Source organism: Stenotrophomonas sp. YJH_SMC_64 (genome assembly GCF_059371375.1).
On the sequence record NZ_JCAFUN010000009.1, the window covers coordinates 200,613 to 222,336 of the forward strand.

General features: G+C 66.9%; 19 protein-coding genes. 12 read left to right on the forward strand and 7 right to left on the reverse strand.

What is annotated here, in order from left to right:
• Window positions 1–59: 59 nt before the first annotated feature.
• The 5 genes from mgtA (at window position 60) to AC5P9L_RS11870 (ending at window position 6,101) form a co-directional block, all read left to right on the forward strand.
• Window positions 60–2,819, forward strand: coding sequence for a magnesium-translocating P-type ATPase (gene mgtA, locus AC5P9L_RS11850; protein ID WP_062607168.1), 2,760 nt, complete (start codon window positions 60–62; stop codon window positions 2,817–2,819).
• 31 nt (window positions 2,820–2,850) lie between these two features.
• Window positions 2,851–3,588 carry an MgtC/SapB family protein gene (locus tag AC5P9L_RS11855; protein ID WP_059034537.1) on the forward strand — a complete coding sequence of 246 codons (738 nt, stop codon included), beginning with the start codon at window positions 2,851–2,853 and terminating at the stop codon, window positions 3,586–3,588.
• 311 nt (window positions 3,589–3,899) lie between these two features.
• A complete protein-coding gene (locus AC5P9L_RS11860) occupies window positions 3,900–4,955 on the forward strand; it encodes a sensor histidine kinase (RefSeq protein ID WP_227415501.1) in 1,056 nt (351 codons plus the stop codon).
• Window positions 4,948–5,589: a response regulator transcription factor gene (locus AC5P9L_RS11865; RefSeq protein WP_150359874.1), complete on the forward strand. Its 642-nt coding sequence runs from the start codon at window positions 4,948–4,950 to the stop codon at window positions 5,587–5,589. The genes AC5P9L_RS11860 and AC5P9L_RS11865 overlap by 8 nt, the downstream gene beginning before the upstream one ends.
• The gene (locus AC5P9L_RS11870) at window positions 5,586–6,101 is read left to right on the forward strand and encodes a DUF1697 domain-containing protein (RefSeq protein WP_111687320.1); all 516 of its coding nucleotides are present in this window, start codon (window positions 5,586–5,588) and stop codon (window positions 6,099–6,101) included. The genes AC5P9L_RS11865 and AC5P9L_RS11870 overlap by 4 nt, the downstream gene beginning before the upstream one ends.
• Here AC5P9L_RS11870 and AC5P9L_RS11875 read toward each other — a convergent pair.
• The 4 genes from AC5P9L_RS11875 to AC5P9L_RS11890 all read right to left on the reverse strand — a co-directional run bounded on the left by AC5P9L_RS11875 (window position 6,098) and on the right by AC5P9L_RS11890 (window position 8,494).
• Window positions 6,098–6,490 (reverse strand): DUF3224 domain-containing protein, encoded by a 393-nt coding sequence (locus AC5P9L_RS11875; protein WP_005409813.1) that lies wholly within the window; start codon window positions 6,488–6,490, stop codon window positions 6,098–6,100. The two genes, AC5P9L_RS11870 and AC5P9L_RS11875, sit on opposite strands and share 4 nt — an antisense overlap.
• A gap of 33 nt (window positions 6,491–6,523) precedes the next feature.
• Complete coding sequence (locus AC5P9L_RS11880; protein WP_012480385.1) at window positions 6,524–6,958, reverse strand: EamA family transporter; 435 nt, start codon at window positions 6,956–6,958, stop codon at window positions 6,524–6,526.
• Window positions 6,959–7,045: 87 nt separating this feature from the next.
• Complete coding sequence (locus tag AC5P9L_RS11885) at window positions 7,046–8,218, reverse strand: low temperature requirement protein A (RefSeq protein WP_164172816.1); 1,173 nt, start codon at window positions 8,216–8,218, stop codon at window positions 7,046–7,048.
• A gap of 9 nt (window positions 8,219–8,227) precedes the next feature.
• On the reverse strand, window positions 8,228–8,494 hold the full coding sequence (locus AC5P9L_RS11890) for a hypothetical protein (RefSeq protein WP_227415499.1): 267 nt from the start codon (window positions 8,492–8,494) through the stop codon (window positions 8,228–8,230).
• Window positions 8,495–8,698: 204 nt separating this feature from the next.
• Between AC5P9L_RS11890 and AC5P9L_RS11895 the strand changes: the two genes are divergently transcribed.
• The 4 genes from AC5P9L_RS11895 (at window position 8,699) to blaL1 (ending at window position 13,540) form a co-directional block, all read left to right on the forward strand.
• The gene (locus tag AC5P9L_RS11895; protein ID WP_165710488.1) at window positions 8,699–9,223 is read left to right on the forward strand and encodes an RNA polymerase sigma factor; all 525 of its coding nucleotides are present in this window, start codon (window positions 8,699–8,701) and stop codon (window positions 9,221–9,223) included.
• On the forward strand, window positions 9,220–10,071 hold the full coding sequence (locus tag AC5P9L_RS11900; RefSeq protein WP_227415498.1) for a FecR family protein: 852 nt from the start codon (window positions 9,220–9,222) through the stop codon (window positions 10,069–10,071). The genes AC5P9L_RS11895 and AC5P9L_RS11900 overlap by 4 nt, the downstream gene beginning before the upstream one ends.
• Window positions 10,072–10,142: 71 nt before the next feature.
• The gene (locus AC5P9L_RS11905; protein WP_227415497.1) at window positions 10,143–12,572 is read left to right on the forward strand and encodes a TonB-dependent receptor; all 2,430 of its coding nucleotides are present in this window, start codon (window positions 10,143–10,145) and stop codon (window positions 12,570–12,572) included.
• A 95-nt stretch (window positions 12,573–12,667) separates the two neighbouring features.
• Window positions 12,668–13,540, forward strand: coding sequence for a L1 family subclass B3 metallo-beta-lactamase (gene blaL1 / locus AC5P9L_RS11910; RefSeq protein WP_043033597.1), 873 nt, complete (start codon window positions 12,668–12,670; stop codon window positions 13,538–13,540).
• 122 nt (window positions 13,541–13,662) lie between these two features.
• Here blaL1 and AC5P9L_RS11915 read toward each other — a convergent pair whose 3' ends face one another.
• Window positions 13,663–14,199: a DUF411 domain-containing protein gene (locus AC5P9L_RS11915; RefSeq protein ID WP_227415496.1), complete on the reverse strand. Its 537-nt coding sequence runs from the start codon at window positions 14,197–14,199 to the stop codon at window positions 13,663–13,665.
• A gap of 637 nt (window positions 14,200–14,836) precedes the next feature.
• On the opposite strand from AC5P9L_RS11915, the gene AC5P9L_RS11920 reads away from it, so the two are divergent.
• Entirely contained in the window at window positions 14,837–15,853 is a 1,017-nt protein-coding gene (locus tag AC5P9L_RS11920; protein WP_227415495.1) for a DUF4034 domain-containing protein, read from the forward strand.
• Between the two features lie 18 nt (window positions 15,854–15,871).
• On the opposite strand, the gene AC5P9L_RS11925 is transcribed toward AC5P9L_RS11920, so the two are convergent.
• On the reverse strand, window positions 15,872–18,154 hold the full coding sequence (locus AC5P9L_RS11925; protein ID WP_227415494.1) for an FdhF/YdeP family oxidoreductase: 2,283 nt from the start codon (window positions 18,152–18,154) through the stop codon (window positions 15,872–15,874).
• Between the two features lie 244 nt (window positions 18,155–18,398).
• Here AC5P9L_RS11925 and fdhD point away from each other — a divergent pair, with 244 nt between their 5' ends.
• Complete coding sequence (gene fdhD, locus AC5P9L_RS11930; RefSeq protein ID WP_099527440.1) at window positions 18,399–19,238, forward strand: formate dehydrogenase accessory sulfurtransferase FdhD; 840 nt, start codon at window positions 18,399–18,401, stop codon at window positions 19,236–19,238.
• Between the two features lie 752 nt (window positions 19,239–19,990).
• Here fdhD and AC5P9L_RS11935 read toward each other — a convergent pair.
• Window positions 19,991–20,527: a carboxymuconolactone decarboxylase family protein gene (locus tag AC5P9L_RS11935; RefSeq protein ID WP_099527439.1), complete on the reverse strand. Its 537-nt coding sequence runs from the start codon at window positions 20,525–20,527 to the stop codon at window positions 19,991–19,993.
• A gap of 106 nt (window positions 20,528–20,633) precedes the next feature.
• Between AC5P9L_RS11935 and AC5P9L_RS11940 the strand changes: the two genes are divergently transcribed.
• Window positions 20,634–21,530: an AraC family transcriptional regulator gene (locus tag AC5P9L_RS11940; protein ID WP_099527438.1), complete on the forward strand. Its 897-nt coding sequence runs from the start codon at window positions 20,634–20,636 to the stop codon at window positions 21,528–21,530.
• Window positions 21,531–21,724 lie beyond the last annotated feature (194 nt).

Genomic DNA, 21,724 nt, shown 5'->3' on the forward strand with positions numbered 1-21,724 from the left:
TTCCAACCGTTCCGTTCGTGTTCCGGCCGCGGCCGGCTCTGACATTCGAGGAGAGTCCCATGAGCCTGCTCAACGCCTGGTTCAATGCCTTCCTGCGCAGCCGTCGCGCAGGCAACCTGTTCCGCCGCCGCGCGATGCCCGAATCCGGCTTCGGCCCGGGCAGCGCCGAGGCCGCGCCGTTCGCGCTCACCACCGGCCTGGTTACCCTCGCCCAGCAGGAGGAAGCCGAACTGCTGACCACACTGGAGTCGCATGCCGATGGCCTCAGCCCGCATGAGGCCGAGGAACGACTGGCCACGCTCGGCCCCAACGAGGTGGATCACGAAAAGCCGCTGCCGTGGTGGCGGCACCTGTGGCAGTGCTACCGCAATCCGTTCAACCTGCTGCTGACCGTGCTGGCGGCGGTGTCCTGGCTGACCGAGGACATCAAGGCCACCGTGGTGATCGGTGCGATGGTATTGCTGTCCACGCTGATCCGCTTCGTGCAGGAGGGGCGTTCGAACCGTGCGGCTGAGCGGCTGAAGGCACTGGTCGGCAACACCGCGCGCGTGCTGCGCCGCAATCCGGGCACCGAGGCCGCCGATGTGGCCGACCAGTACTTCGGCGCTCACCTGCACAGCCGTCGCCCGGCTCGCCTGCTGGACCTGCCGATCCGTGAGCTGGTGCCCGGTGACCACATCGTGCTGTCGGCCGGTGACATGATTCCGGCCGATTGCCGCGTGCTGACCGCCAAGGACCTGTTCGTCGCCCAGGCCGCGATGACCGGCGAATCGCTGCCGGTAGAGAAGTTCGCGCACCCGGGCGACGGCCTGGCCGGCCTGCTGGAGCAGCACAACCTGCTGTTCATGGGCACCAATGTGGTGTCCGGCACGGCCACGGCTGTTGTGCTGGCCACCGGCAACCGCAGCTACTTCGGCACGCTGGCGCAGCGCAGCACCGCCACCGACCGTGCGCCGACCGCGTTCCAGGCCGGCGTCAACAGTGTCAGCTGGCTGCTGATCCGCTTCGCGCTGGTGATGGTCCCGTTCGTGCTGCTGATCAACGGCTGGACCAAGGGCGACTGGACCGAGGCGTTCCTGTTCGCATTGTCGGTGGCGGTGGGCCTGACCCCGGAGATGCTGCCGATGATCGTCACCTCCACCCTGGCCAAGGGCGCGGTGCTGCTGTCGCGGCGCAAGGTGATCGTCAAGCGCCTCGATGCGATCCAGAACTTCGGCGCCATGGAAGTGCTGTGCACCGACAAGACCGGCACCCTCACCCAGGATAGGATCGCACTGGAGCGTCACACCGATGTGTTCGGCCACGATTCGGAAGACGTGCTGAAGTTCGCTTACCTCAACAGCCACTTCCAGACCGGGCTGATCAACCTCCTGGATCGCGCGGTGCTGGAGCACGTGGAGCTGCAGAGTTCGCTGCGGCTGTCGCAGGACTACCACAAGGTGGATGAGATCCCGTTCGATTTCGAGCGCCGCCGCATGTCGGTGGTGGTGTCCGAGCGCGAGGACCACCATGAGCTGATCTGCAAGGGCGCGGTGGAAGAGATGCTGGCGGTGTGCAGCACCGTTCGCGAGAACGGCCAGGACATGCCACTGGACGAGCACCGCCTGGCCCGCGTGCGGCAGACCACCGAGGAACTGAACGAGCAGGGCCTGCGCGTGGTGGCGGTGGCGATGAAGGAGACCGCGGCCAGTCAGAGCGCCTACTCGCAAGCGGACGAGTGCGGGCTGACCCTGGTCGGCTACGTGGCCTTCCTGGACCCGCCGAAGGAGTCCGCTGCGCAGGCGCTGCAGGCGCTGACCGCACACGGTGTCGAGGTCAAGGTCTTCACTGGCGACAACGAACTGGTGACCGCCCGTGTCTGCGCACAGGTGGGGCTGGACGCGGACACCATCCTGACCGGCCCGCAGATCGAGCGCATGGACGACGGCGCGCTGTCGCGGGCGCTGCAGCACCATCGCGTGTTTGCCCGGCTGACGCCGCTGCACAAGGAGCGACTGGTGCGCGAGCTGCGCGCGCAGGGCAAGGTGGTCGGCTTCCTCGGTGACGGCATCAACGATGCGCCGGCGCTGCGCGCAGCCGATATCGGCATCAGCGTGGACAGTGCGGTGGACATCGCCAAGGAGGCCGCCGACATCATCCTGCTGGAAAAGAACCTGATGGTGCTGGAGGAAGGTGTCATCCAGGGCCGGCGCACGTTCAACAACATGCTGAAGTACATCCGCATGACCGCCAGCTCCAACTTCGGCAATGTGTTCTCGGTGCTGGTGGCCTCGGCCTTCCTGCCGTTCCTGCCGATGCTGCCGCTGCAGCTGCTGGTGCAGAATCTGCTGTACGACATCTCGCAGATCGCCATCCCGTTCGACAACGTAGACGAGGAGCTGGTGCGCAAGCCACTGAAATGGAACCCGGCCGACATCGGCCGCTTCATGGTGTTCTTCGGGCCGATCAGCTCGATCTTCGACCTGACCTGTTTCGCGCTGATGTGGTACGTGTTCGATGCACGCACGCCGGCCGACCAAGGCCTGTTCCAGTCCGGCTGGTTCGTGGTCGGACTGCTGACCCAGACCCTGATTGTGCACATGATCCGTACGCCGAAGGTGCCGTTCCTGCAGAGCATCGCCGCGCCGCCACTGCTGCTGATGACCGGCCTGATCATGGCCATCGGCGTGGCCCTGCCGATGAGCCCGCTGGCCGGCTACTTCAAGCTGCAGGCGCTGCCGGCCGGCTACTGGCCGTTCCTGGTGGCGATCCTGTTCGGCTATGCGGTGCTGACCACCGCGCTGAAGCGGTTCTACATCCGTCGTTACGGCTGGCAGTAAGCGCCCGCCGCTTTGTCCAGGAAGAAACACAATGGACATCAATCCGAACCTGCCGGCGTTCAACGCCGGCGCAACCCTGAGTTCGTTGATCAGCCTGTCGGTGGCGTTCGTGCTGGGTACGGCCATCGGCCTGGAACGGCAGCTGCGCCAACGCACCGCCGGCCTGCGCACCAACACGCTGGTGGCGGTGGGAGCGGCGGTGTTCGTCGATCTGGCGGTGCGCTTCCATGACCTGTACGGCGGCCCGCCGTCACCGCTGCATGTGGTTGCGTATGTGATCTCCGGCGTCGGCTTTCTCGGTGCTGGCGCGATCATGAAGGACGGCGCCCAGGTGTCCGGCCTGAACACCGCCGCCACCCTGTGGGGATCGGCGGCGGTGGGCGCCTGTGCCGGCATCAAGCTGCTGCCGGAGGCGGTGTTGGCAGCGGTGTTCGTGCTGGCCGCCAATACCCTGCTGCGGCCGGTGGTGAACCGCATCCAGCGGCAGCCGCTGCCGGAAGCGTTCAGCGAGGCGACCTATGCGATCAGCGTGGTCTGCCAGCGCGAGCAGCAGGCCGAGGTGCTGGACCAGCTGTTGCTGCTGCTTGAGCAGGCGCATTACCCGGTGCGCGCGGTGGACCAGCGCCCGTTCGGCGAGCGCGACGTGGAGATCGAAGCGGTGCTGTATGCCACCACGGTGGATGCCGGCGAACTGGATGCGGTACTGGCGACGCTGGCGACCACGCCCGGCGTGCTGCAGGGGTTCTGGAACGCCAGCCTGGAGGAGTAGTGCCGGCCGCTGGCCGGCAACCCCATGATCCCCGGACGCACCGTGCATCGCTTTGGTGGGTGCCGACCGTTGGTCGGCACAGAACCTTCAGAGACCGTGTCCATCCCTGCGGTAGTCCGGCCGCTGGCCGGCAACCTCGTGATCTCCGAAGCACCGTGCAGTTGCCGGCCAGCGGCCGGCACTACCAGGCATCGCTCTGGTTTGTGCCGACCAACGGTCGGCACCCACCGCACGAGAGCACGCCGGCCCAGGTCGGCATCCACCAATGCCGGCTTTGCTATCCTTTTCCCCCACGCCAGGGAGCTTCCCCGATGCCATCGCTGTCGCCCCGCCGCCCGCTGGTGCTGCTGGCCCTGATCGTCGTGATGGCGGCGATCTTCCTGATCGACACCGTCACCGATTACGCGGTTGCCGCTGCCTGCTTCTACGCAGCGGTCATCCTCGCGGCGTCGCGCGTGCTGGGTGCGCGCGGGCTCATCACCCTGGCCGTCGCCTGCATCGCACTCACCGGGCTGAGCTTCTTCCTGACCCGCTTCGGCACCTACCGCATCGGCCTGGTCAATTCGGTGATCGGCATGCTGGTGATCGGCATCACCACCTATCTCGCTCTGAACATGGAAGCGGCCAAGGCCGCCGTGCAGGAAGCGCAGGGCCGCCTGCTGCGGGTGGCACGCGCCTCCACCGTGGGCGAGCTCACCACCTCCATCGCCCATGAAGTCAACCAGCCACTGGCCGCCATCGCCAGCAGCGCCGAAGCCTGCCAGCGCTGGCTGGCACAGGACCCACCGAACGTGGACAAGGCCCGGCAGACCGTAGCCCGCATCCTGGCAGACGCGCACCGCGCCGGTGACGTGATCGCCCGCATCCGCGGCCTGACCCAGGGCGCGGCACCGGAACGACGCGCCTTCGACCTGAACCAGGCGGTGGAGGAAATGCTGGCGCTGTCGCGCAGCGAGCTGGACCAGCATGGCGTGGCCGTGGCGCTGCTGCTGGACGCCGATCTGCCGCCGGTACACGCCGACCGCGTGCAGGTGCAGCAGGTGATCGGCAACCTGATCCTCAATGCGGTGGACGCGATGGAGCCAGTCCCTGCTGCGGACCGGCGACTGTCGCTGCTGACCCGGCGTGACGGTCAGCGGGTCAGTCTCAGCGTGCGCGACCGTGGTGTCGGCCTGCCCGCCGATCATCCCGAGCGAGTATTCGATGCATTCTGGACCACCAAATCACATGGGCTCGGCCTGGGCCTCAGCCTGAGCCGTTCGATGATCGAGGCCAACGACGGCCAGATCCGCGCCGAACGACCAGCAGGCGGCGGTGCCTGCTTCGTGTTCGACCTGCCCATCGCCTTGGACGTTCAACATGCGTAAGCCCGCTGCCCCAGCCATCGATCCAGCGCCGATCGTCTACGTGATCGACGACGACCCGTCGGTGCGCGCCGCACTGGAAGATCTGCTGGCCTCGATGGGCCTGCAGGTGCGGGCCTTCGCCTCCACCCAGGCCTTCCTCGAACACGACCTGGAGGACGCGCCGGCGTGCCTGGTGCTGGACGTGCGCATGCCCGGCCAGAGCGGCCTCGAATTCCATCGCACGATGGGCAGCCACGGCCTGCAGCTGCCGGTGGTGTTCATCACCGGCCACGGCGACATCGCCATGGGCGTCAACGCGATCAAGGACGGTGCCATCGAGTTCCTGACCAAGCCCTTCCGTGACCAGGAGCTGCTCGATGCCATCCACAAGGGCATCGAGATCGACCGCCAGCGCCGCCGCGACGGCGAGGCACTCGGCGCGCTGCAACTGCGCTGGGACACCCTCAACGCCGGCGAGCGCGAGGTGGTTGACGGCGTGGTACGCGGCCGCCTCAACAAGCAGATCGCCGGCGACCTCGGCGTCAGCGAGATCACGGTGAAGGTGCGCCGCGCGCAGGTGATGCGCAAGATGGGCGCGCGCACCCTGGTCGATCTGGTGCGGATGTATGACCGCCTGCAGACGGGCACGGCATGAACGCGTACGTCGCGTTGCTGCGCGCGGTCAACGTCGGCGGCACCGGCAAGCTGCCGATGCGCGAACTGGTGGCGATGTGTGAGGACGCAGGCTTCGCCGATGTCCGCACGTACATCGCCAGCGGCAACGTGGTGTTGCGCAGCTCGCTCGACGAAACAGGCGTGCGCCAGGCCCTCGGCCAGCGGCTCCAGGCCTATGCCGGCAAGCCGGTGGGCGTGCTGGTGCGCTCGGCCAACGAGATTGCCGGCGTGGTGGCACGCAATCCGTTTGCGCAGGCGGCCGGCAACCGTGTGGTCGCCCTGTTCCTCGACGGCAGCCTGCCCGCCGACCCGCTGGACGGCGTGACCGGCCGGCGCGACGAACAGCTCGCACTCGGCACGCGCGAGATCTTCATCCACTACGGCGCCGGCATGGCCGACTCGCGCCTGCGCATTCCCGGCGCGGCACAGGGCACGGCGCGCAACCTCAACACCGTCGCCCGGCTCGCGACGATGGCAGCGGAACTCCGCTAGGGTTCTTCCGGAAGGCTGTAGAGCAACCGGTAGTCATGGCGGCCCTCGCTGATGGTGATCTCCAGCGTGCCGGCCAGGCCGAGCAGCCCGTCGCTGCCGGAATCGGGTACCACCACCACGCTCAGCTGCGGCGTGCCACGGGTCATCAAGCCGTTGTGCTGCAGGGTGAACCCACCGTGGCGCCCGGCCAGCGTGGCCGTCACCCGCTCCATCGCCACGTAGCCGGCCGAGCCCTGCACCGGGCTGCGGAAGGCCAGCATCTGGCCGACACTGCTGCCCTGCAGGTCACCATGGAAGACCTTGTCGATCGACATCACCCCGATCGGGCCGTCGTTGCCACTGATCGGCAGCAGGTTCACTTCAAAGGTACCGCGCGCTTCGCCCTGCATCCTGCTCTCCCTCGTCGATGGGTTTGAACGCTGCTACTTCTTCGTCGCCAGTACGATCACCCCGGCCAGCACCAGGCCGATGCCGCTCCATTCCCGCAGGGTCGGACGTTCACCCAGCAACAGATAGGCGAGCACGATCACCAGCCCCACGCTGAATTTGTCGACCACTGCCACCTTGGCCAGCTCACCACTCTGCAGCGCGCGGAAGTAGAACAGCCACGACGCACCCGTGGCCAGCGCCGACAGCACCAGGAACAGCTGCGTGCGCCCGGGCAGCAGCAACGGATTGGACCACTTGCCGGTGACCACCACCAGCGGCAGGATCACCGCCGCCACCACCAGGGTGCGGATGGCCATGGCCAGATCCGAGTCGACGCCCTTGACGCCCACCTTGGCGAACAGCGCGGTCAGCGCGGCGAAACAGGCTGACAGGCCGGCCCAGACCAGCCACTGCGGAACGTTCTGCATGCTGCGCCACTCCCGGTTCCCAGAGCACCCACTGCCCACGCTACTCCCATTGCCCGCCCGCGCAAGCACGGCAGCGACGCGTGCGGATCACGCCCGCTTCAGGCGACGCTTCAACCGCGTATCCATCAACCCCACGGCCAGCAGCACCGCACTGGTCAACCAGCCAGCGGCCAGCAGATGGGTGTGCGGCAAGACCACGCCCAACACGACCAGCGCCACGGCACCGATCAGATGCGAATACGGGGCGCGCCCGTACACAATGCGCTTGTACAAGGCGCTGCCCAGCAGATAGATCAACGGCCCCGCTACCAGCACCGTGGCGTAGACCGGGGTCACCGCCGCTTCCGGGTGATCCATCACCAGGTCGTTGCCCACCGCGGTGGCGATGATGCCGGCGATCAGCAGCGCATGCACGTAGTGGAAATTGGCGCCCATCCGCCCGGGGTCCTCGGAATGGGTGATCGCCGCGGTGGCGTCGCGGCTGGAGATGCCGAAATACAGCCACCACATGGCGATGGTGCCGGCGAAGGTGGCGAGCACCGCAGACACCACCGCAGCACTCCACTGCTCGACCTCGCTGAGCACGCCACCGGTAGCCAGCAGCGTCTCGCCGAGTGCGACGATGACGAACAGCTGGCAACGCTCGGCCAGGTGCCCGCCTTCGATGGTCCACTCGCGGGTGTGCGACCGGCCCAGGCCCGGAAACGCGAAACCGAACATCGGCGAGATGTATTCGCAGGCCACCGCCACCGCCCACAACGCCAGGCGCAGATTGCCCTCGGCGGCGGCGCCCGCCAGCCAGAAGCAGGCCGACACGCTCACCCACGCCAGCATGCGTCGGAAATTGGGCGCCAACGGATGGCTGCGACCGACCTCCAGCAGCACGAACGCCGTGCGCCCGACCTGCATGGTGGCGTACGCCCCCGCGAAGACCCAGGCGCGTTCAGCGAAGGCCTCGGGAATGGACGAGGACATCAGCAGCGCCAGCAACATGGTGACGAACAGCAGGCTGCGGATGCGTGGCGCCTCGGGATCGAACCAGTTGCTGACCCAGCAGGCGTACTGCCAGCCCAACCAGACCGCGAACCACAGCACCAGCGTCTGCATCACCCCGACCAGGTCCAGGTGATGCAGCAGATGGTGGCTGAGCTGGGTAACCGCAAAGACGTAGACCAGATCAAAGAACAGCTCTTCGTAGGTCACGCGGGCGTGGTGCCCATCGCGCTGGCGCAGGGCAGGCAGTCTCAGTCGTGTGCTCATGGCCGTCCTTCAGCGCGCCAGGCGCCAGTACAGCAGTCCAGCCAGCAGGGCCGGCACCGCGAACACCAGCAGCAGGATCGGCAGTTCCTCCCGCACGGCGTAGCCGACCTTGCTCACGCCCACCCACATGTTGGCAAGCGTCACCAGCAGCCAGGTGGCGATGAACGCGAGCAGGGCCGTGGGCAGCTGTGACTGGCCTACGCTCCACAGCCGCCCGAAGAGCAGGAATACCCCCAACAACAACACCACACCCACCATCACCAGAAGCACGTGCATGGTCCATCTCCTTGAGCCTGCTTGCAGGCTAGCCGCGGCCGATTCTGCGCTCCAGACGATGATCGTGGTTTCACCTTCCAGTTCCGACGAACAATCCCCGACCCGCGCCCCACATGGCAAACGCGAACGGTTCCCATTAGTATTGCGTCATCGCGCAGGGATGCCCTCCCCCGCGCGCGCCCCTTGCCCTTGCTTCCGGTCCGGATGTCCCAGCTGCCCTCCCTACCCCCTCCCGCGCTGCCGCTGGTCTCCTCGCTGGTGCGCCATTACGAGGAACTGGTGGAGTATCTGCGCCGCCGTTTCCGCTCGCCGGGGTTGGCCCGTGAGGTGGTGCACGATGTCTGCGTGCGTCTGCTGGAACGCCCGGCCGCCTACGATGCACGGCAGCCCATCGCGCTGCTGCGGCGGATCGCGCACGATACGGCGGTGGATCGCTGCCGCGCCGAGGATCTGCGCCGGCACTGGGTGGAGGCGCGTGCCGAGCTGCCCGATGACGCCTGCCCGCGCCCCGGGCCTGAGCAGCAGGCGCAGGGACAGCAGGCACTGCAACGACTGGGCGCCACCATCGAACGCATGCCCTGCCGCCGCCAGCAGGTCTTCATCCTGCACAAGATCCACGAACTGCCACAGGCTGAGGTTGCCCGCCGCATGGGTATCGGCCAGAAGGCGGTGGAGCGCCACCTGCGCCTGGCCATGGCCGATTGCCGACGGTCGGCTGGCCTGCGATGAGCCCACAACCGCCGCCGTCCACACCGCAACCGCCGGTCCAACCCGCAACCACCGACCAGGTGCTGGACCAGCATCGCGATGCCCTGAAGGAACGCTTCCCCATGCCCAGCGCGGATGCGCTGCAGCGTCGTCGCGGTGGGCGTGCGTCGAAGATCGTCCTGCTGCTGCTGCTGATCACGGCCACGGGCGTGTTCATTGCCGACCCGGCATGGCAGGTGCACGACTATCGGAGCGCGGTGGGCGAACGCCGCGGCATCCGCCTGCCCGATGGCAGCCATCTGCTGCTCGACGCCGGTACCCATCTGCAGGTTCGCAGGCACATCCGCTCGCGGCAGGTGGTGCTGGTGCAGGGCCAGGCCCGTTTCCAGGTGCAGCACTCGACCTGGCGCCCGTTCGAGGTCGAGGCCGGGGCGGTGCATGTGCGCAACTATGGCACGGTGTTCGACGTTGACCGGCAGGGTAGCCTCAGCGAGGTAACCCTGTGGCGCGGCGAGGTGGGCGTGCGTGTGGATGGCGGGGGCGCAGAGCAGCGCCTGAAGCCGGGGCAGCGTGTGCTGGCCCAGCCAGGATCGTTGTCTCCGCCGGAAGCGGTGGACCCGGATCGAGCCGACTGGACCCGTGGACGGCTGCAGTTCGACCGCATGCCGTTGGCCGAGGTGCTGCGCATCCTGCAGCGCTATCACGACCGTCCCATCGTGCTGGACGACCCGGTACTGGGACCGCTGCAGGTGTCAGGCGTCTTCGATGCCGACCGCGCCCAAACCGTACTCGCGCTGCTGCCCGAGATCCTGCCGGTACAGGTGCACACCGCTTCCGATGGCAGCCTGCATCTGCGCGCCCGCGATTGAATGTCACACCGAGGGTGGGTTGCGCGTCGTCCCATCCGGCAAGTGCTTGAACCCTTCCGAAGGACCCCCGCATGACCCGCCCTGTTCCGCCTGCCGCCCTGCGCCGGCTGGCCCCTACCCTGCTCGCTGCCTGCCTCTGTGCGGCCCTGCCCGCCACGGCGCAGACCGCTGCATCCGCGCCCGTCGAGCTGCACCTGCCGGCCGGCCCGTTGCAGGCCTCGCTCACTGCGTTGGCGCGGCAGAGTGGCATCCAGCTGTTGTTCGCCGCCGACAGCGTGAGCGGCCGCAGCGCCCCGGCTGTTGATGGCCGCTACACCCCGCGTGAGGCCCTGCAGCGGCTGCTGGCAGGCCAAGGCCTGGCGATGCAGGAACGTTCGCCAGGGGTGTTCGTGGTGAGTGCCGCGCCAGCGCCGGCGAAGCCGCGCATCCCGGCCCGGGCCGCATCATCGGCGCCGTCATCCGCCTCGACGACGTCGCTGGCCCGCGTCACGGTCTCGGCCTCGACCGCGCGCATGCCGCAGGGCGAGACCGCCATGCCCAATACCATCACGGTGCTGACCCGCGAGGACATCGCCCAGCAGCTGGCATTGGGCTCGGATGTGTCGCGGGTGCTGTCGTCGCAGATCCCGGCGTTTGCCCCGGCGCGCGAGAAGATGTCCAACTACGGCGAAACCATGCGCGGCCGCGGCATCCTGTACATGGTCGACGGCGTGCCGCAGTCCACGCCGCTGCGCGATGGCTCGCGTGATTCGCACACCATCGACCCGGCGATGATCGAACGCATCGAGGTCATCCACGGTGCCAACGCGCTGCAGGGCATCGGCGGTACCGGCGGCATCGTCAACATCATCACCCGCAGTGCGCCCAGTGAGCCGGGTGCGTTCCTGCTCGACACCAATGTCAGCTACAGCGCTGCCCTGCCCAGCCGCCACGACGACAATGGCCAGCGCGGCTCGGCCCTGGTGGGCGTGCGCGGCGAGCAGTTCGACCTGGTCGCCGGCCTGGCCCATGAGAAGCAGGGCCTGTACCACGACGGCGAGGGCCGATCGATCGGCACCAACGCGCAGGGCGAGCTGATGGACTCGACCTCATCGAACGTATTCGCCAAGCTGGGCTGGAACATTGCCGACGGCCACCGCCTGCAGGTCATGGCCAACCGCTATGAACTGCGCGGGCTGGACAACTACCTGGCCATCAACGGTGACTACCGGACCGGTCGCCCGACCATTTCGGTTCCCGGCGATACGCCGCTCGATCCGCCGATGAACCGCTCGCGTTCGCTGACGGTGGACTACAGCGCCGCCGACCTGCTCGGCGGCCGTTTCCAGGCGCAGGCCTTCGCGGTCGATTTCGAAGGCCGCTACGGTGCCAGCCAATGGGATCCTTGGGGCAACACCGGCGCCAATGCCGCCTGGGACCAGACCCAGAACGAATCGGACAAGCGCGGCTTCAAGCTGACCCAGAGCTGGAGCCGCATCGCCGACACCTCGCTGGACGTGACCCTGGGCCTGGACGGCCTGCGCGACCGCACCCACCAGGTGCTGCTGGCCAGTGGCATGAACTGGGTGCCGCAGACCACCTACCAGAGCCTGTCACCGCTGCTGCAGCTGCACTGGTGGCCGACCGATCACCTGATGCTGTCCGGCGGCCTGCGTTACGAAAAGGGCGAGCTGGAAGTGGGTGACTACACCACCCTGCCCCGCTACGGCGCACGCAAGGTGGCCGGCGGCAAGCCGACCATGAGCGAGACCCTGCCCAACTTCGGCGCGGTCTGGTACATCAACGATCGCCTCAACGCCTACGCCTCGTACTCGGAAGGCTACACCGTGGCCGACGTCGGCCGCGTGCTGCGCGCGATCAACCGCGACGGCCAGCGCGTGGACAGCCTCATCGACCTGTCACCGGTGGTGTCGGACAACCGCGAGATCGGCCTGGAGTACGACGATGGCCGCTTCAGCGGTGACATTGCCTACTACACCTCCGAATCCAGGCTCGGCTCGGTACTGATCTACGATCCGGGCATCGATGCCTATGCGGTACAGCGCCAGGCCACCCGCGTGGAAGGCTTTGAAAGCAACCTGCGCCTGCGGCTGGGCGACAGCCGCCTCGGCCTTGGCTACGCACGCGCCAACGGCCGCTACGACGCCGACGTCGACGGTCGCCTCGACAGCGACCTGGCTGGTGTGAACATCGCGCCGAACCGGCTGACTGCGTTCTGGGAACAGAGCTGGACGCCGCAGCTGAGCACCCGCCTGCAGGCCAGTCACGCCTTCGACCGCGACTTCGACCTGCGTGGCGCGCGGGTGGCCGAGTTCAAGGGTTACACCACCGTGGATCTGGTCGCGCGCTATACGCTGGACAAGCATGCCTTCACGCTGGGCGTGCAGAACCTGGCGGACAGGCAGTACATCAGCTACTACTCGCAGACCACGCCGTCGAACCCGAGCTATTTCTCCGGCCGCGGCCGGGTGCTGACGCTGGGATGGCAGTACCGGTACTGATCCATGGCGTCCTTATGGGAGCCATGAAATCTATGCGAGACGCGATGAAGGAGGCCCATGCTAGTTTCTGGGCCTCCTTCAAGCGGACGTGGATCATGCGTTTTACCCTGCTCGCCTTCGCCCTGGCCGTCGCTCTTCCGGCCGTCCACGCCAGCGCCGCCGAGGCACCGCTGCCACAACTGCGGGCCTATACCGTGGATGCGTCCTGGCTGCAGCCGATGGCGCCGCTGCAGGTTGCCGACCACACCTGGCAGATCGGCACCGAGGACCTGACCGCGCTGCTGGTGCAGACCGCCGAGGGCGCAGTACTGCTGGATGGCGGCATGCCACAGATGGCCGGTCACCTGCTGGACAACATGAAGCTGCGCGGCGTGGCCCCGCAGGACCTGCGATTGATCCTGCTCAGCCATGCGCATGCCGACCACGCCGGCCCGGTCGCCGAGCTCAAGCGTCGCACCGGCGCGCATGTGGCGGCCAATGCAGAAACGGCGGTGCTGCTGGCGCGCGGCGGCAGCAACGACCTGCACTTTGGCGACGGCATCACCTATCCGCCGGCCAGCGCCGACCGCATCATCATGGATGGCGAAGTGGTCACGGTGGGCGGCATCGCATTCACCGCGCACTTCATGCCGGGGCACACCCCGGGCAGCACCGCCTGGACTTGGACCGACACCCGCGATGGGAAGCCGGTGCGCATCGCCTACGCCGACAGCCTGAGTGCACCGGGTTACCAGCTGAAGGGCAATCCCCGTTATCCGCGCTTGATCGAGGACTACAAGCGCAGCTTCGCAACGGTACGGGCGCTGCCCTGCGATCTGCTGCTCACCCCGCATCCGGGCGCCAGCAACTGGAACTATGCCGCCGGCAGCAAGGCCAGCGCCGAGGCACTGACCTGCAACGCCTACGCGGATGCGGCCGAGAAGAAGTTCGACGCGCAGTTGGCCAGGGAAACGGCCGGGACCCGCTGATTCCGAAGCGTCGAGCTTGCTCGACGGAGCCGCAGAGCAGTCGAGCACGGCTCGACTCTGCAAAGAGCAAGTCGGCCGCGAGGAAAGGTGCCGGTCAGACCGACCGGCACCACCACTGGCTGTCAGCCACCTTGCCGGTGCTGGGCAAACGGTTCGGTGATGCCATCGTTGCGCACCAGCTCGACGGTGTACGGCTGCACGTAGCCGTCCGGCATTTCCATGCCCGGCGAACCGGCCGGCATCCCGGGCAGCACCAGCCCGCGCGCGGCCGGGCGTTCGGCCAGCAGGCGCTTGATGTCCTCGGCCGGGATGTGACCCTCGACCACGTAACCGCCGATCTCGGCGGTATGGCAGGACGCCTTGCCGACCGGCACACCCAGGCGGACCTTGATCGGGTTCATGTCGTCGGCGTCGCGCACATCGACCTGGAAGCCGGCGGCCTTCAGGTGGTCGACCCAGATGCCGCAGCAACCGCAGCTGGCGGTCTTGTGCACGATGGCGACCGGCAAGGCTGGATCGATCTTGGCCGGGCTGGCCTGGGCCGGTGCCGGTGCTTCGCTGGCGACCGGTGCCGCGGAGGATTCTTCGGCGGCACGAGCGCAGGCGGTCGTGGCCAGCACGGTGCCCAGCAGCAGGCCGAGGGAGAGAGTACGGTTCATTGAGTGATTCCTTTGCAGAGGCGGGCAACGTAGCCCGCCGCCCGCGCATCGAAGGCGCGGGCAGAGTCGAGAAAAAGTCGAGCAGCCATGGCAGGCGCTTGAGCGCCTGCAGGAAATCACACGATGGGGGGACGCAACGGGTCCGGCATCGGCGGCGATGCGCGTTGCTGGGAACGGGCGGCTACAGGCGCCTCGCGCCACGGCGAGGCTGGCGTTCCGCTCAACGTGGCCAGCATGCCAAGACAGGCCGGCGGGCATTCACACTCACCGCTCTGGCAGGCCGCCGGGGCCGTATCATCGCAGCAGCCGGCTGCCGCCATCGCGGCCGCGTGCGGTGCAGCGCAGTGATCCTGATTGGCCGATCCGCCGTACGAAGACGAGGCAAGCGCCAGCGCCGGTGCATTCAGCATCAGGGCGACAAGCAGCATCCAACGCAGCAGCAGGCCAGGCAGGTTCACCCGCCGATGATAGCCGATGCAGGCGCCCTCAGTGGGCTGGCAACGACCCTGACAGCTTGACAACCACGCGGTCGACTTGCGCGACGCCCCTTGCTATGGCGAGATGGCAATCGTGCCACCCTGCATTGCCACGCCCCTGCCCCTGTCCCCGACACGGAGTTTCCCTCATGAATGGATTCATGCGAACACTGCTTGTGGTGCTGCTGTTGTCGTCCGCGACCATCACCCACGCCGAAGAACCAAGCGAAGATGAAGCAAGCGAACGCGCTGAAGTCTCCCGGCAGGCACAGCAACTGCTGGAGAAGCAGGATTTCGCCAGACTGGAGCAACTCGCCAGTCGTTACCGGGATACGGATCGCTACTTCAGCAGTGGTGTCTGGAAGCTTTCGGCGTACTACGTAGGCATCGGCTATGCCTTCAGCATGAGCAACCGTGACCCGGCCTACTGGCAGGGTCGCGAGAAGCTCGTGCAGGCGTGGATCTCGCGCTACCCCAGGTCGCCGTCGGCGCGCCTGGCCATGGCTGAGATGCTCAGCCGCCAAGGCTGGAGCATCCGCGGCCCCGGCTATGCAAATACGGTGAAGGAAGAGGACTGGGCACCGTTCAAGGCGCTGCAGCAGCAGGCCGTTGACTACCTGCTGAAATACAAGGACATCGCCAGCACGGACCCGTACTGGTACGAGTCGATGGAACACCGGGCGATCGAACAGAGTTGGGATGCAGACCGCTTCTTCGCATTGCATGACGAAGGCATCGCGCGCTATCCGGGCTACTTCCCGCTCTACTTTGCTGCCGTGCGCTATTTCGCTCCGAAGTGGGGCGGCGATCCGGCTGGCCTGGAAGCCTATGCACGCAGGGTCATGGCTGCGGCCCCACCGCAGGACCAATACATGCTGTACGCCCGTATCTACTGGGTCGCCTCGCAGCGAGAGTACGAGGACCGTTTGTTCACCGCGTCGAAAGTGAACTGGCCGACCATGAAACGCGGCTTCGAAGACGTGCTGTCACGTTATCCCTCGCCATGGAACCTGCAATCATTCGCGTACTTCGCCTGCCAGGCCAATGATCCCGTCAAGGCCCGTGAACTGCTGGCGCAGATCCAGGAACCGATCGTTGGCGCTTGGCGGGATACGGCCAACTATTTCCGTTGTTCCTTTGCTCTGGATGAACCCAACCCACATGCCGAAGGCCCATAGGACTGGATTCATCCACTGCTAGGCGACCGCCGCCATCGCCCGCATCCGCACCGGGATCGACTTGGCCGCCGGCGTGCCGCTGAGGCGGTCGTAGTAGTCCAGCGGCAACAACGGGTTCAGTTCGGGGTAGTAGCCGGCCAGCGCGCCGCGCGGCATCGGGTAGTCCAGTACGGTCAGGCCCTCGATGCGCCGCTGCACGCCATCACCGCTGATCGTCTCCAGGCTGACCCGCGCCTCCTTGTCCAGCCCGCGCGCCAGCCGGTCCTCGATGTTCATGAACAGCACCATGCGATCGTTGTACACGCCGCGGTAGCGGTCGTTGTAGCTGTAGATGGTGGTGTTGTACTGATCGTGCGAGCGCACCGTGGCCAACCGCAGCATGTCCGGGTCATGTACGGGGTCGTCCACGTCCAGGCCGGGCATCACCAGGATGTTGGCCTTGCCATTCGGCGTGGGCCACACCCGGCGGCGCGGCGGAATGTCCAGATGGAAACCGTGTGGCTGCCGGATGCGCTCGTTGAAGCCGGTGTAGATCTCCGGATACACCGCAGCAATCAGCTCGCGGATGGGTGCGTAGTCGTGCATGCAGCCGGCCCAGTCAACCCTGCTGTCGGGCAGTGTGGCCAGCGCCATGCGGCAGACGATTTCGACCTCGGGCAACACATCGGCGCTGACCGGTTCGAGCACGCCGCGCGAGGCGGTCACATTGGACATCGCGTCCTCGATGGTGACGAACTGCTCACCGGCCGGTGTAACGATGCGCTCCGAGCGCGCCACCACCGGCAGGATCAGCGCATCGCGGCCATGAACCAGGTGCCCACGGTTGAGCTTGGTGGCGATCCCCACGGTCAGGTCCAGGCCACGCATTGCCTCGTACGCGCGCGGCGTATCGGGCACCGCATGGATGAAGTTGCCACCCAGGCCGACGAACACTTTGGCGCTGCCGTCCAGCATCGCCTCGATGGATTCGACCACATGGTGCCCATGCTCGCGCGGCGGGTCGAAACCGAACACCTGCTGCACGCGGTCCAGATAGGCCGGCTTGGGCTTCTCGTCGATGCCGACGGTGCGGTCGCCCTGCACATTGGAATGGCCCCGGATCGGCCCGATGCCAGCACCGGGCTTGCCGAAGTTGCCACGCAGCAACAGCAGGTTGGCGACCTGCTGCAGCAGGCGCGAGCCGTACTGGTGCTGGGTCAGCCCCATGCCGTAGCAGATCACGGTGGCATTGGAGCGGATGTAGATCTCCGCACAGCGACGGATCTGCGCCTGCGAAATGCCGGACACCTGCACGATCTCGTCCCAGTCCTGCGCCATCACGTCTTCGCGCAGCGCCTCCAGGCCCACCGTGTGTTCGGCGAGGAATGCATGGTCGAGCACACGCTCACCCTGCGCCTCGCGCTCGAACATCACCTTCATCATGCCCTTGATCAGGGCCAGGTCGCCGCCGATGCGGATGTGCACGAACTCGCTGGTGATCTCGGTCGAACCGAACGTGGCCATCTGCACCATGTCCTGCGGCTCGGCGAAGCGGATCAGCGCGCGCTCGGGCATCGGGTTGACCGCCACGATCGGAATGCCGCGTTTGCGCGCCTCGACCAGGTTGCTCATCATCCGCGGTGAATTGGTGCCGGTGTTCTGGCCGATCACGAAGATCGCCTCGGCGTGCTCGAAATCCTGCAGCACGATGGTGCCCTTGCCTACCCCGATGGCCGGCGGCAGGCCGCGGCTGGTCGGCTCGTGGCACATGTTCGAGCAGTCCGGAAAATTATTGGTGCCGAACTCGCGCACGAAGATCGAATACAGGAACGCCGCTTCGTTGGGCGTGCGTCCGGAGGTATAGAACTCGGCCTGGTGCGGGCTGTCCAGCGCCTGCAGGTGGCGGCCGATCAGTGCAAAGGCGTCGTCCCAGCTGCACGGCACGTAGTGATCGGTGGCCGCGTCGTAGCGCATCGGCTCGGTCAACCGGCCCTGCATCTCCAGCCAGTAGTCGGTCTGCGCCATCAGCTCGGTAACGGTATGCCGGGCGAACAGCTCACGACCGGCACGGAACTGGGTGGCTTCCCAGGCCAGTGCCTTCGCGCCGTTCTCGCAGAACTCCAGCTTCTTGCGTTCGTCGGCATCGGGGAACGCGCAGCTGGGGCACTTGAAGCCACCGGGCTGGTTCATCGCCAGCAACGCCTTCGACCCCTTGCCGATCACACTCTGCTGCAGCAGCACCTTGGCGGTGGCTCCGGCGGCACCCCAGCCACCGGCGGGCTGGTTGTAGGGCTTGTAACGCGGCGGCTTCTGCTCGGACATGTTCGGGAACCTGACGGGAGGAACGCAGCAACAATGGGCACAACGCGGTCCGGCGGCGCTTTCGGACGCACAGCCAGCCCCACAGTCAAACACGGCCTGCACGGCTTCGCCAGTGGGTGCGCGCTGTTTTCAGCGCAGCCTGCCATGACAACGGTTACACCTGCGTCAGCGCATGGCCACTGCGCTATTCTCGATGGCGTGGGTGGTCCACCACCTGCGTATCTCCCTTGTCCGGACGCGCTGCATGCCTGATTCGACCCCACCGCACACCCCGCCTGCCGGCACGGCCCAGCGCCCGTTGCAGCGCTGGCGCAGCGAGGGGCGACAGCCCCTGGTCGACGTGGTGGCCGAGGAAGTGCCGGTGGCGCTGCGTTACAACGAAGCCGCCTTCGCGGTGATGATGGCCACGCCCTGCGACCTGGAGGACTTTGCGCTTGGGTTCTCGCTCAGCGAGGGACTGATTGCTACGCCCTCGCAGCTGCTGTCGATCGACATCCGCCCACAGCTGGAAGGCATCGAACTGCAGATGACCGTGGCCGAGGAGGCACCCGGTGCCGGCCTGGACCCCGCCAATGGGCGCCTGCTGCCCGGCCGTGGTGGCTGCGGCCTGTGCGGCACGCGCCAGCTGGAAGAAGTGCTGCGACCGCTGCCGCAGATCCGCGAACGCCGCAGCTATTCCGCCACCGCCCTGCAGCGGGCGGTGGCGACCTTGGCGCAGCACCAGCCGATGAATGCGGCAAGCGGTTCGGTCCACGCCGCGGCCTGGGCCGACGCCAGTGGGCGCATCGGTTGGGTACGCGAGGACGTGGGTCGCCACAACGCACTGGACAAGCTGATCGGCGCCCTGCATCACAATGAACACACGATCGAGGGTGGTCTGCTGGTGATTTCCAGCCGGGCCAGCTACGAAATGGTCAGCAAGGCGGTGCGCGCCGGCGCCAGCGTGCTGGCGGCGGTTTCGGCGCCGACCGCGCTGGCGATCGACCTGGCCCGCAGCGCCGGCCTGTGCCTGGTCGGGTTCGCACGGGAGAGCGGGTTCAATGTGTATACCCATCCCGAGCGGCTGCAGGCAAACGACAAGTAGCATCGACTGGGTAGAGTCGACTGTCAGTCGACTGCTCTTCGTTCAGCCCCCCGAAAACCCCGCGCTGCGCGCGATAGTCGACTGACAGTCGACTCTACCCGGTCGGCTCCATTCAGACCGGCCCGGGCGGCCCGCTGCCACCCGGGCCGAACCGAATCTCAGCGCAGCGCGACCTTCGGGAAGTCCACCGGCACGTAACGCTGCGTTGTAGAGTCGACTGTCAGTCGACTGCTCTTCGTTCAGACCTCCGAAAACCCCGCGCTGCGCGCGATAGTCGACTGACAGTCGACTCTACCCCGTCGGCTCCATTCAGACCGGCCCGGGCGACCACTGCCACCCGGGCCGGGCCAGGTCTCAGCGCAGCGCGACCTTCGGGAAGTCCACCGGGACGTCAAACGCTGCGTTGTAGAGTCGACTGTCAGTCGACTGCTCTTCGTTCAGCCTCCCCGAAAACCCCGCGCTGCGCGCGATAGTCGACTGACAGTCGACTCTACCCGGTCGGCTCCATTCAGACCTGCCCGCGCGGCCCGCTGCCACCCGGGCCAGGCCAGATCTCAGCGCAGCGCGACCTTCGGGAAGTCCACCGGGGCGTCGAATGCTGCGTTGTAGAGTCGACTGTCAGTCGACTGATCTTCGTTCAGACCCCCGAAAACCCCGCGCTGCGCGCGATAGTCGACTGACAGTCGATTCTACCCGGTCGGCTCCATTCAGACCGGCCCGGGCGACCGCTGCCACCCGGGCCAGGCCAGGTCTCAGCGCAGCGCGACCTTCGGGAAGTCCACCGGGACGTCAAATGCTACGTTGACGTAGTTGGTGAACAGGTTGAGCGCGACGTGGGCGAGGATCTCAACGATCTGCTCATCATCGAAGCCGGCCGCACGCAGCGCCTGCACATCGCCATCGGCAATCTGCGCACGCTGCTCGACCACCTTCAGCACGAAGTCCAGTGCAGCGGCGGTAGCCGGGTCGTTGGACTGGCCGATCTGCGCAGCGGCCATCTGCTCGCCGCTGGCGCCGGCCTTGCGGCCCAGCGCGGTGTGCGCGGCCAGGCAGTACTCGCAGGCATTGCGGTTGGCAATGGCCACGGCGATCTGCTCGCCCAGCAGCGGCGACAGGCGACCGCCGCCCAGCGCGCCGAACGAACCCCACATGCTCTGCAGCGCGGCCGGCGAATTGGCCACGGCGCGGAACATGGCCGGGGTGGCGCCGAAGGCGGCGTGGACCTGGCCCAGCAGGGCCTGACGGTCGGCGGTGGTTTTGGCGGCATCGATCAGGGGGACACGGGACATGGTGGATCTCCTTGGGAAAGCGCCCGGAATTGGACGACCCGCTCATCCTAGGTAGACTCCCCGGACGAATCAGGCGCAATAAACCACACATGTTGTCCATTCATCCATGAACGTGTCCGCCGACGCTTCCGCACCCGACCGCCTCTCCTCCCTGTTGGAACGCTTCCGGGTGCAGGCCGCGCTGTTCCACAGTGGTCCGCTGTGCGGACGCCACGTCTTCGAGCCGCAGCCTGGTCGTGCCTTCCTGCACATCCTGCGCCAGGGTGAAATGGAGGTCCGCCATCCCGGGGGCGATATCGCGCTGCCCCGGTTGAAGATCGACACACCCAGCCTGCTGCTGTATCCGCAGCCGCTGCACCATGTGTTCTTCAATGCACCGCTGGATGGCCCGGATTTCATCTGCGCCACGCTGGACTTCGATGGCGGCGCGCGCAATCCGATCGTGCAGTCGCTGCCACCGGTGATGGTGGTGCCGCTGGCGGCGATCGGCGAACTGGATGACACCCTGCACCTGCTGTTCGCCGAGGCCGATCGCCAGCGCTGCGGTTCACGGCTGCTGACCAACCGCCTGTTTGAGGTGGCGCTGATCCAGATCCTGCGCTGGGTGGTGGACCACCCGGATGCGGCGGGCGTCAGCCATGGGCTGATGCGCGGGCTGTCCGATGCGCGGCTGGCCCGTACGCTGGTGGCGATGCACCAGGCGCCGCAAGACGATTGGACGCTGCCGCGCATGGCTGCGACTGCCGGCATGTCACGCAGCGCGTTCGCGGCGGTGTTCAAGGAGGTGATGCAGGCGACGCCGGCCGCTTATCTGCTGGACTGGCGGCTGAGCCTGGCCTGCGCGCAGCTGCGGGCAGGCGTGGCGGTCAAGCAGGTGGCGATCGAGCTGGGGTTTGCCGATACCGCCTCCCTGTCGAAGGCGTTCCGCAAGCGGCTGGGAGCATCGCCGAGGGCGTGGCTGGCCGCGAACGCCGCGCAGGCTGGGCAGACGCGCGAGGGGTAGCGTCGACTGTCAGTCGACCAGCGCGCGAAGCGCGGGGTTTTCGTTGTCTGATTGAAGAGCAGTCGACTAACTGTGATCTCTCTGTACGTTGTTCATCCGGGACATCTTTGGAAAATGGTGGTTACCACACCTCTCCAGACCCCAAAGAGCCCGGATGAACCACCATAAAAATGCCCGTTTGACCGTCCATAGTC

Bases quoted from the DNA above. Each gene is read 5' to 3' on its own strand.
- mgtA (WP_062607168.1), top strand. From the start codon at position 60: ATGAGCCTGCTCAACGCCTGGTTCAATGCCTTCCTGCGCAGCCGTCGC.
- AC5P9L_RS11855 (WP_059034537.1), top strand. From the start codon at position 2,851: ATGGACATCAATCCGAACCTGCCGGCGTTCAACGCCGGCGCAACCCTG.
- AC5P9L_RS11860 (WP_227415501.1), top strand. From the start codon at position 3,900: ATGCCATCGCTGTCGCCCCGCCGCCCGCTGGTGCTGCTGGCCCTGATC.
- AC5P9L_RS11865 (WP_150359874.1), top strand. From the start codon at position 4,948: ATGCGTAAGCCCGCTGCCCCAGCCATCGATCCAGCGCCGATCGTCTAC.
- AC5P9L_RS11870 (WP_111687320.1), top strand. From the start codon at position 5,586: ATGAACGCGTACGTCGCGTTGCTGCGCGCGGTCAACGTCGGCGGCACC.
- AC5P9L_RS11875 (WP_005409813.1), bottom strand. From the start codon at position 6,490: ATGCAGGGCGAAGCGCGCGGTACCTTTGAAGTGAACCTGCTGCCGATC.
- AC5P9L_RS11880 (WP_012480385.1), bottom strand. From the start codon at position 6,958: ATGCAGAACGTTCCGCAGTGGCTGGTCTGGGCCGGCCTGTCAGCCTGT.
- AC5P9L_RS11885 (WP_164172816.1), bottom strand. From the start codon at position 8,218: ATGAGCACACGACTGAGACTGCCTGCCCTGCGCCAGCGCGATGGGCAC.
- AC5P9L_RS11890 (WP_227415499.1), bottom strand. From the start codon at position 8,494: ATGCACGTGCTTCTGGTGATGGTGGGTGTGGTGTTGTTGTTGGGGGTA.
- AC5P9L_RS11895 (WP_165710488.1), top strand. From the start codon at position 8,699: ATGTCCCAGCTGCCCTCCCTACCCCCTCCCGCGCTGCCGCTGGTCTCC.
- AC5P9L_RS11900 (WP_227415498.1), top strand. From the start codon at position 9,220: ATGAGCCCACAACCGCCGCCGTCCACACCGCAACCGCCGGTCCAACCC.
- AC5P9L_RS11905 (WP_227415497.1), top strand. From the start codon at position 10,143: ATGACCCGCCCTGTTCCGCCTGCCGCCCTGCGCCGGCTGGCCCCTACC.
- blaL1 (WP_043033597.1), top strand. From the start codon at position 12,668: ATGCGTTTTACCCTGCTCGCCTTCGCCCTGGCCGTCGCTCTTCCGGCC.
- AC5P9L_RS11915 (WP_227415496.1), bottom strand. From the start codon at position 14,199: ATGAACCGTACTCTCTCCCTCGGCCTGCTGCTGGGCACCGTGCTGGCC.
- AC5P9L_RS11920 (WP_227415495.1), top strand. From the start codon at position 14,837: ATGCGAACACTGCTTGTGGTGCTGCTGTTGTCGTCCGCGACCATCACC.
- AC5P9L_RS11925 (WP_227415494.1), bottom strand. From the start codon at position 18,154: ATGTCCGAGCAGAAGCCGCCGCGTTACAAGCCCTACAACCAGCCCGCC.
- fdhD (WP_099527440.1), top strand. From the start codon at position 18,399: ATGCCTGATTCGACCCCACCGCACACCCCGCCTGCCGGCACGGCCCAG.
- AC5P9L_RS11935 (WP_099527439.1), bottom strand. From the start codon at position 20,527: ATGTCCCGTGTCCCCCTGATCGATGCCGCCAAAACCACCGCCGACCGT.
- AC5P9L_RS11940 (WP_099527438.1), top strand. From the start codon at position 20,634: ATGAACGTGTCCGCCGACGCTTCCGCACCCGACCGCCTCTCCTCCCTG.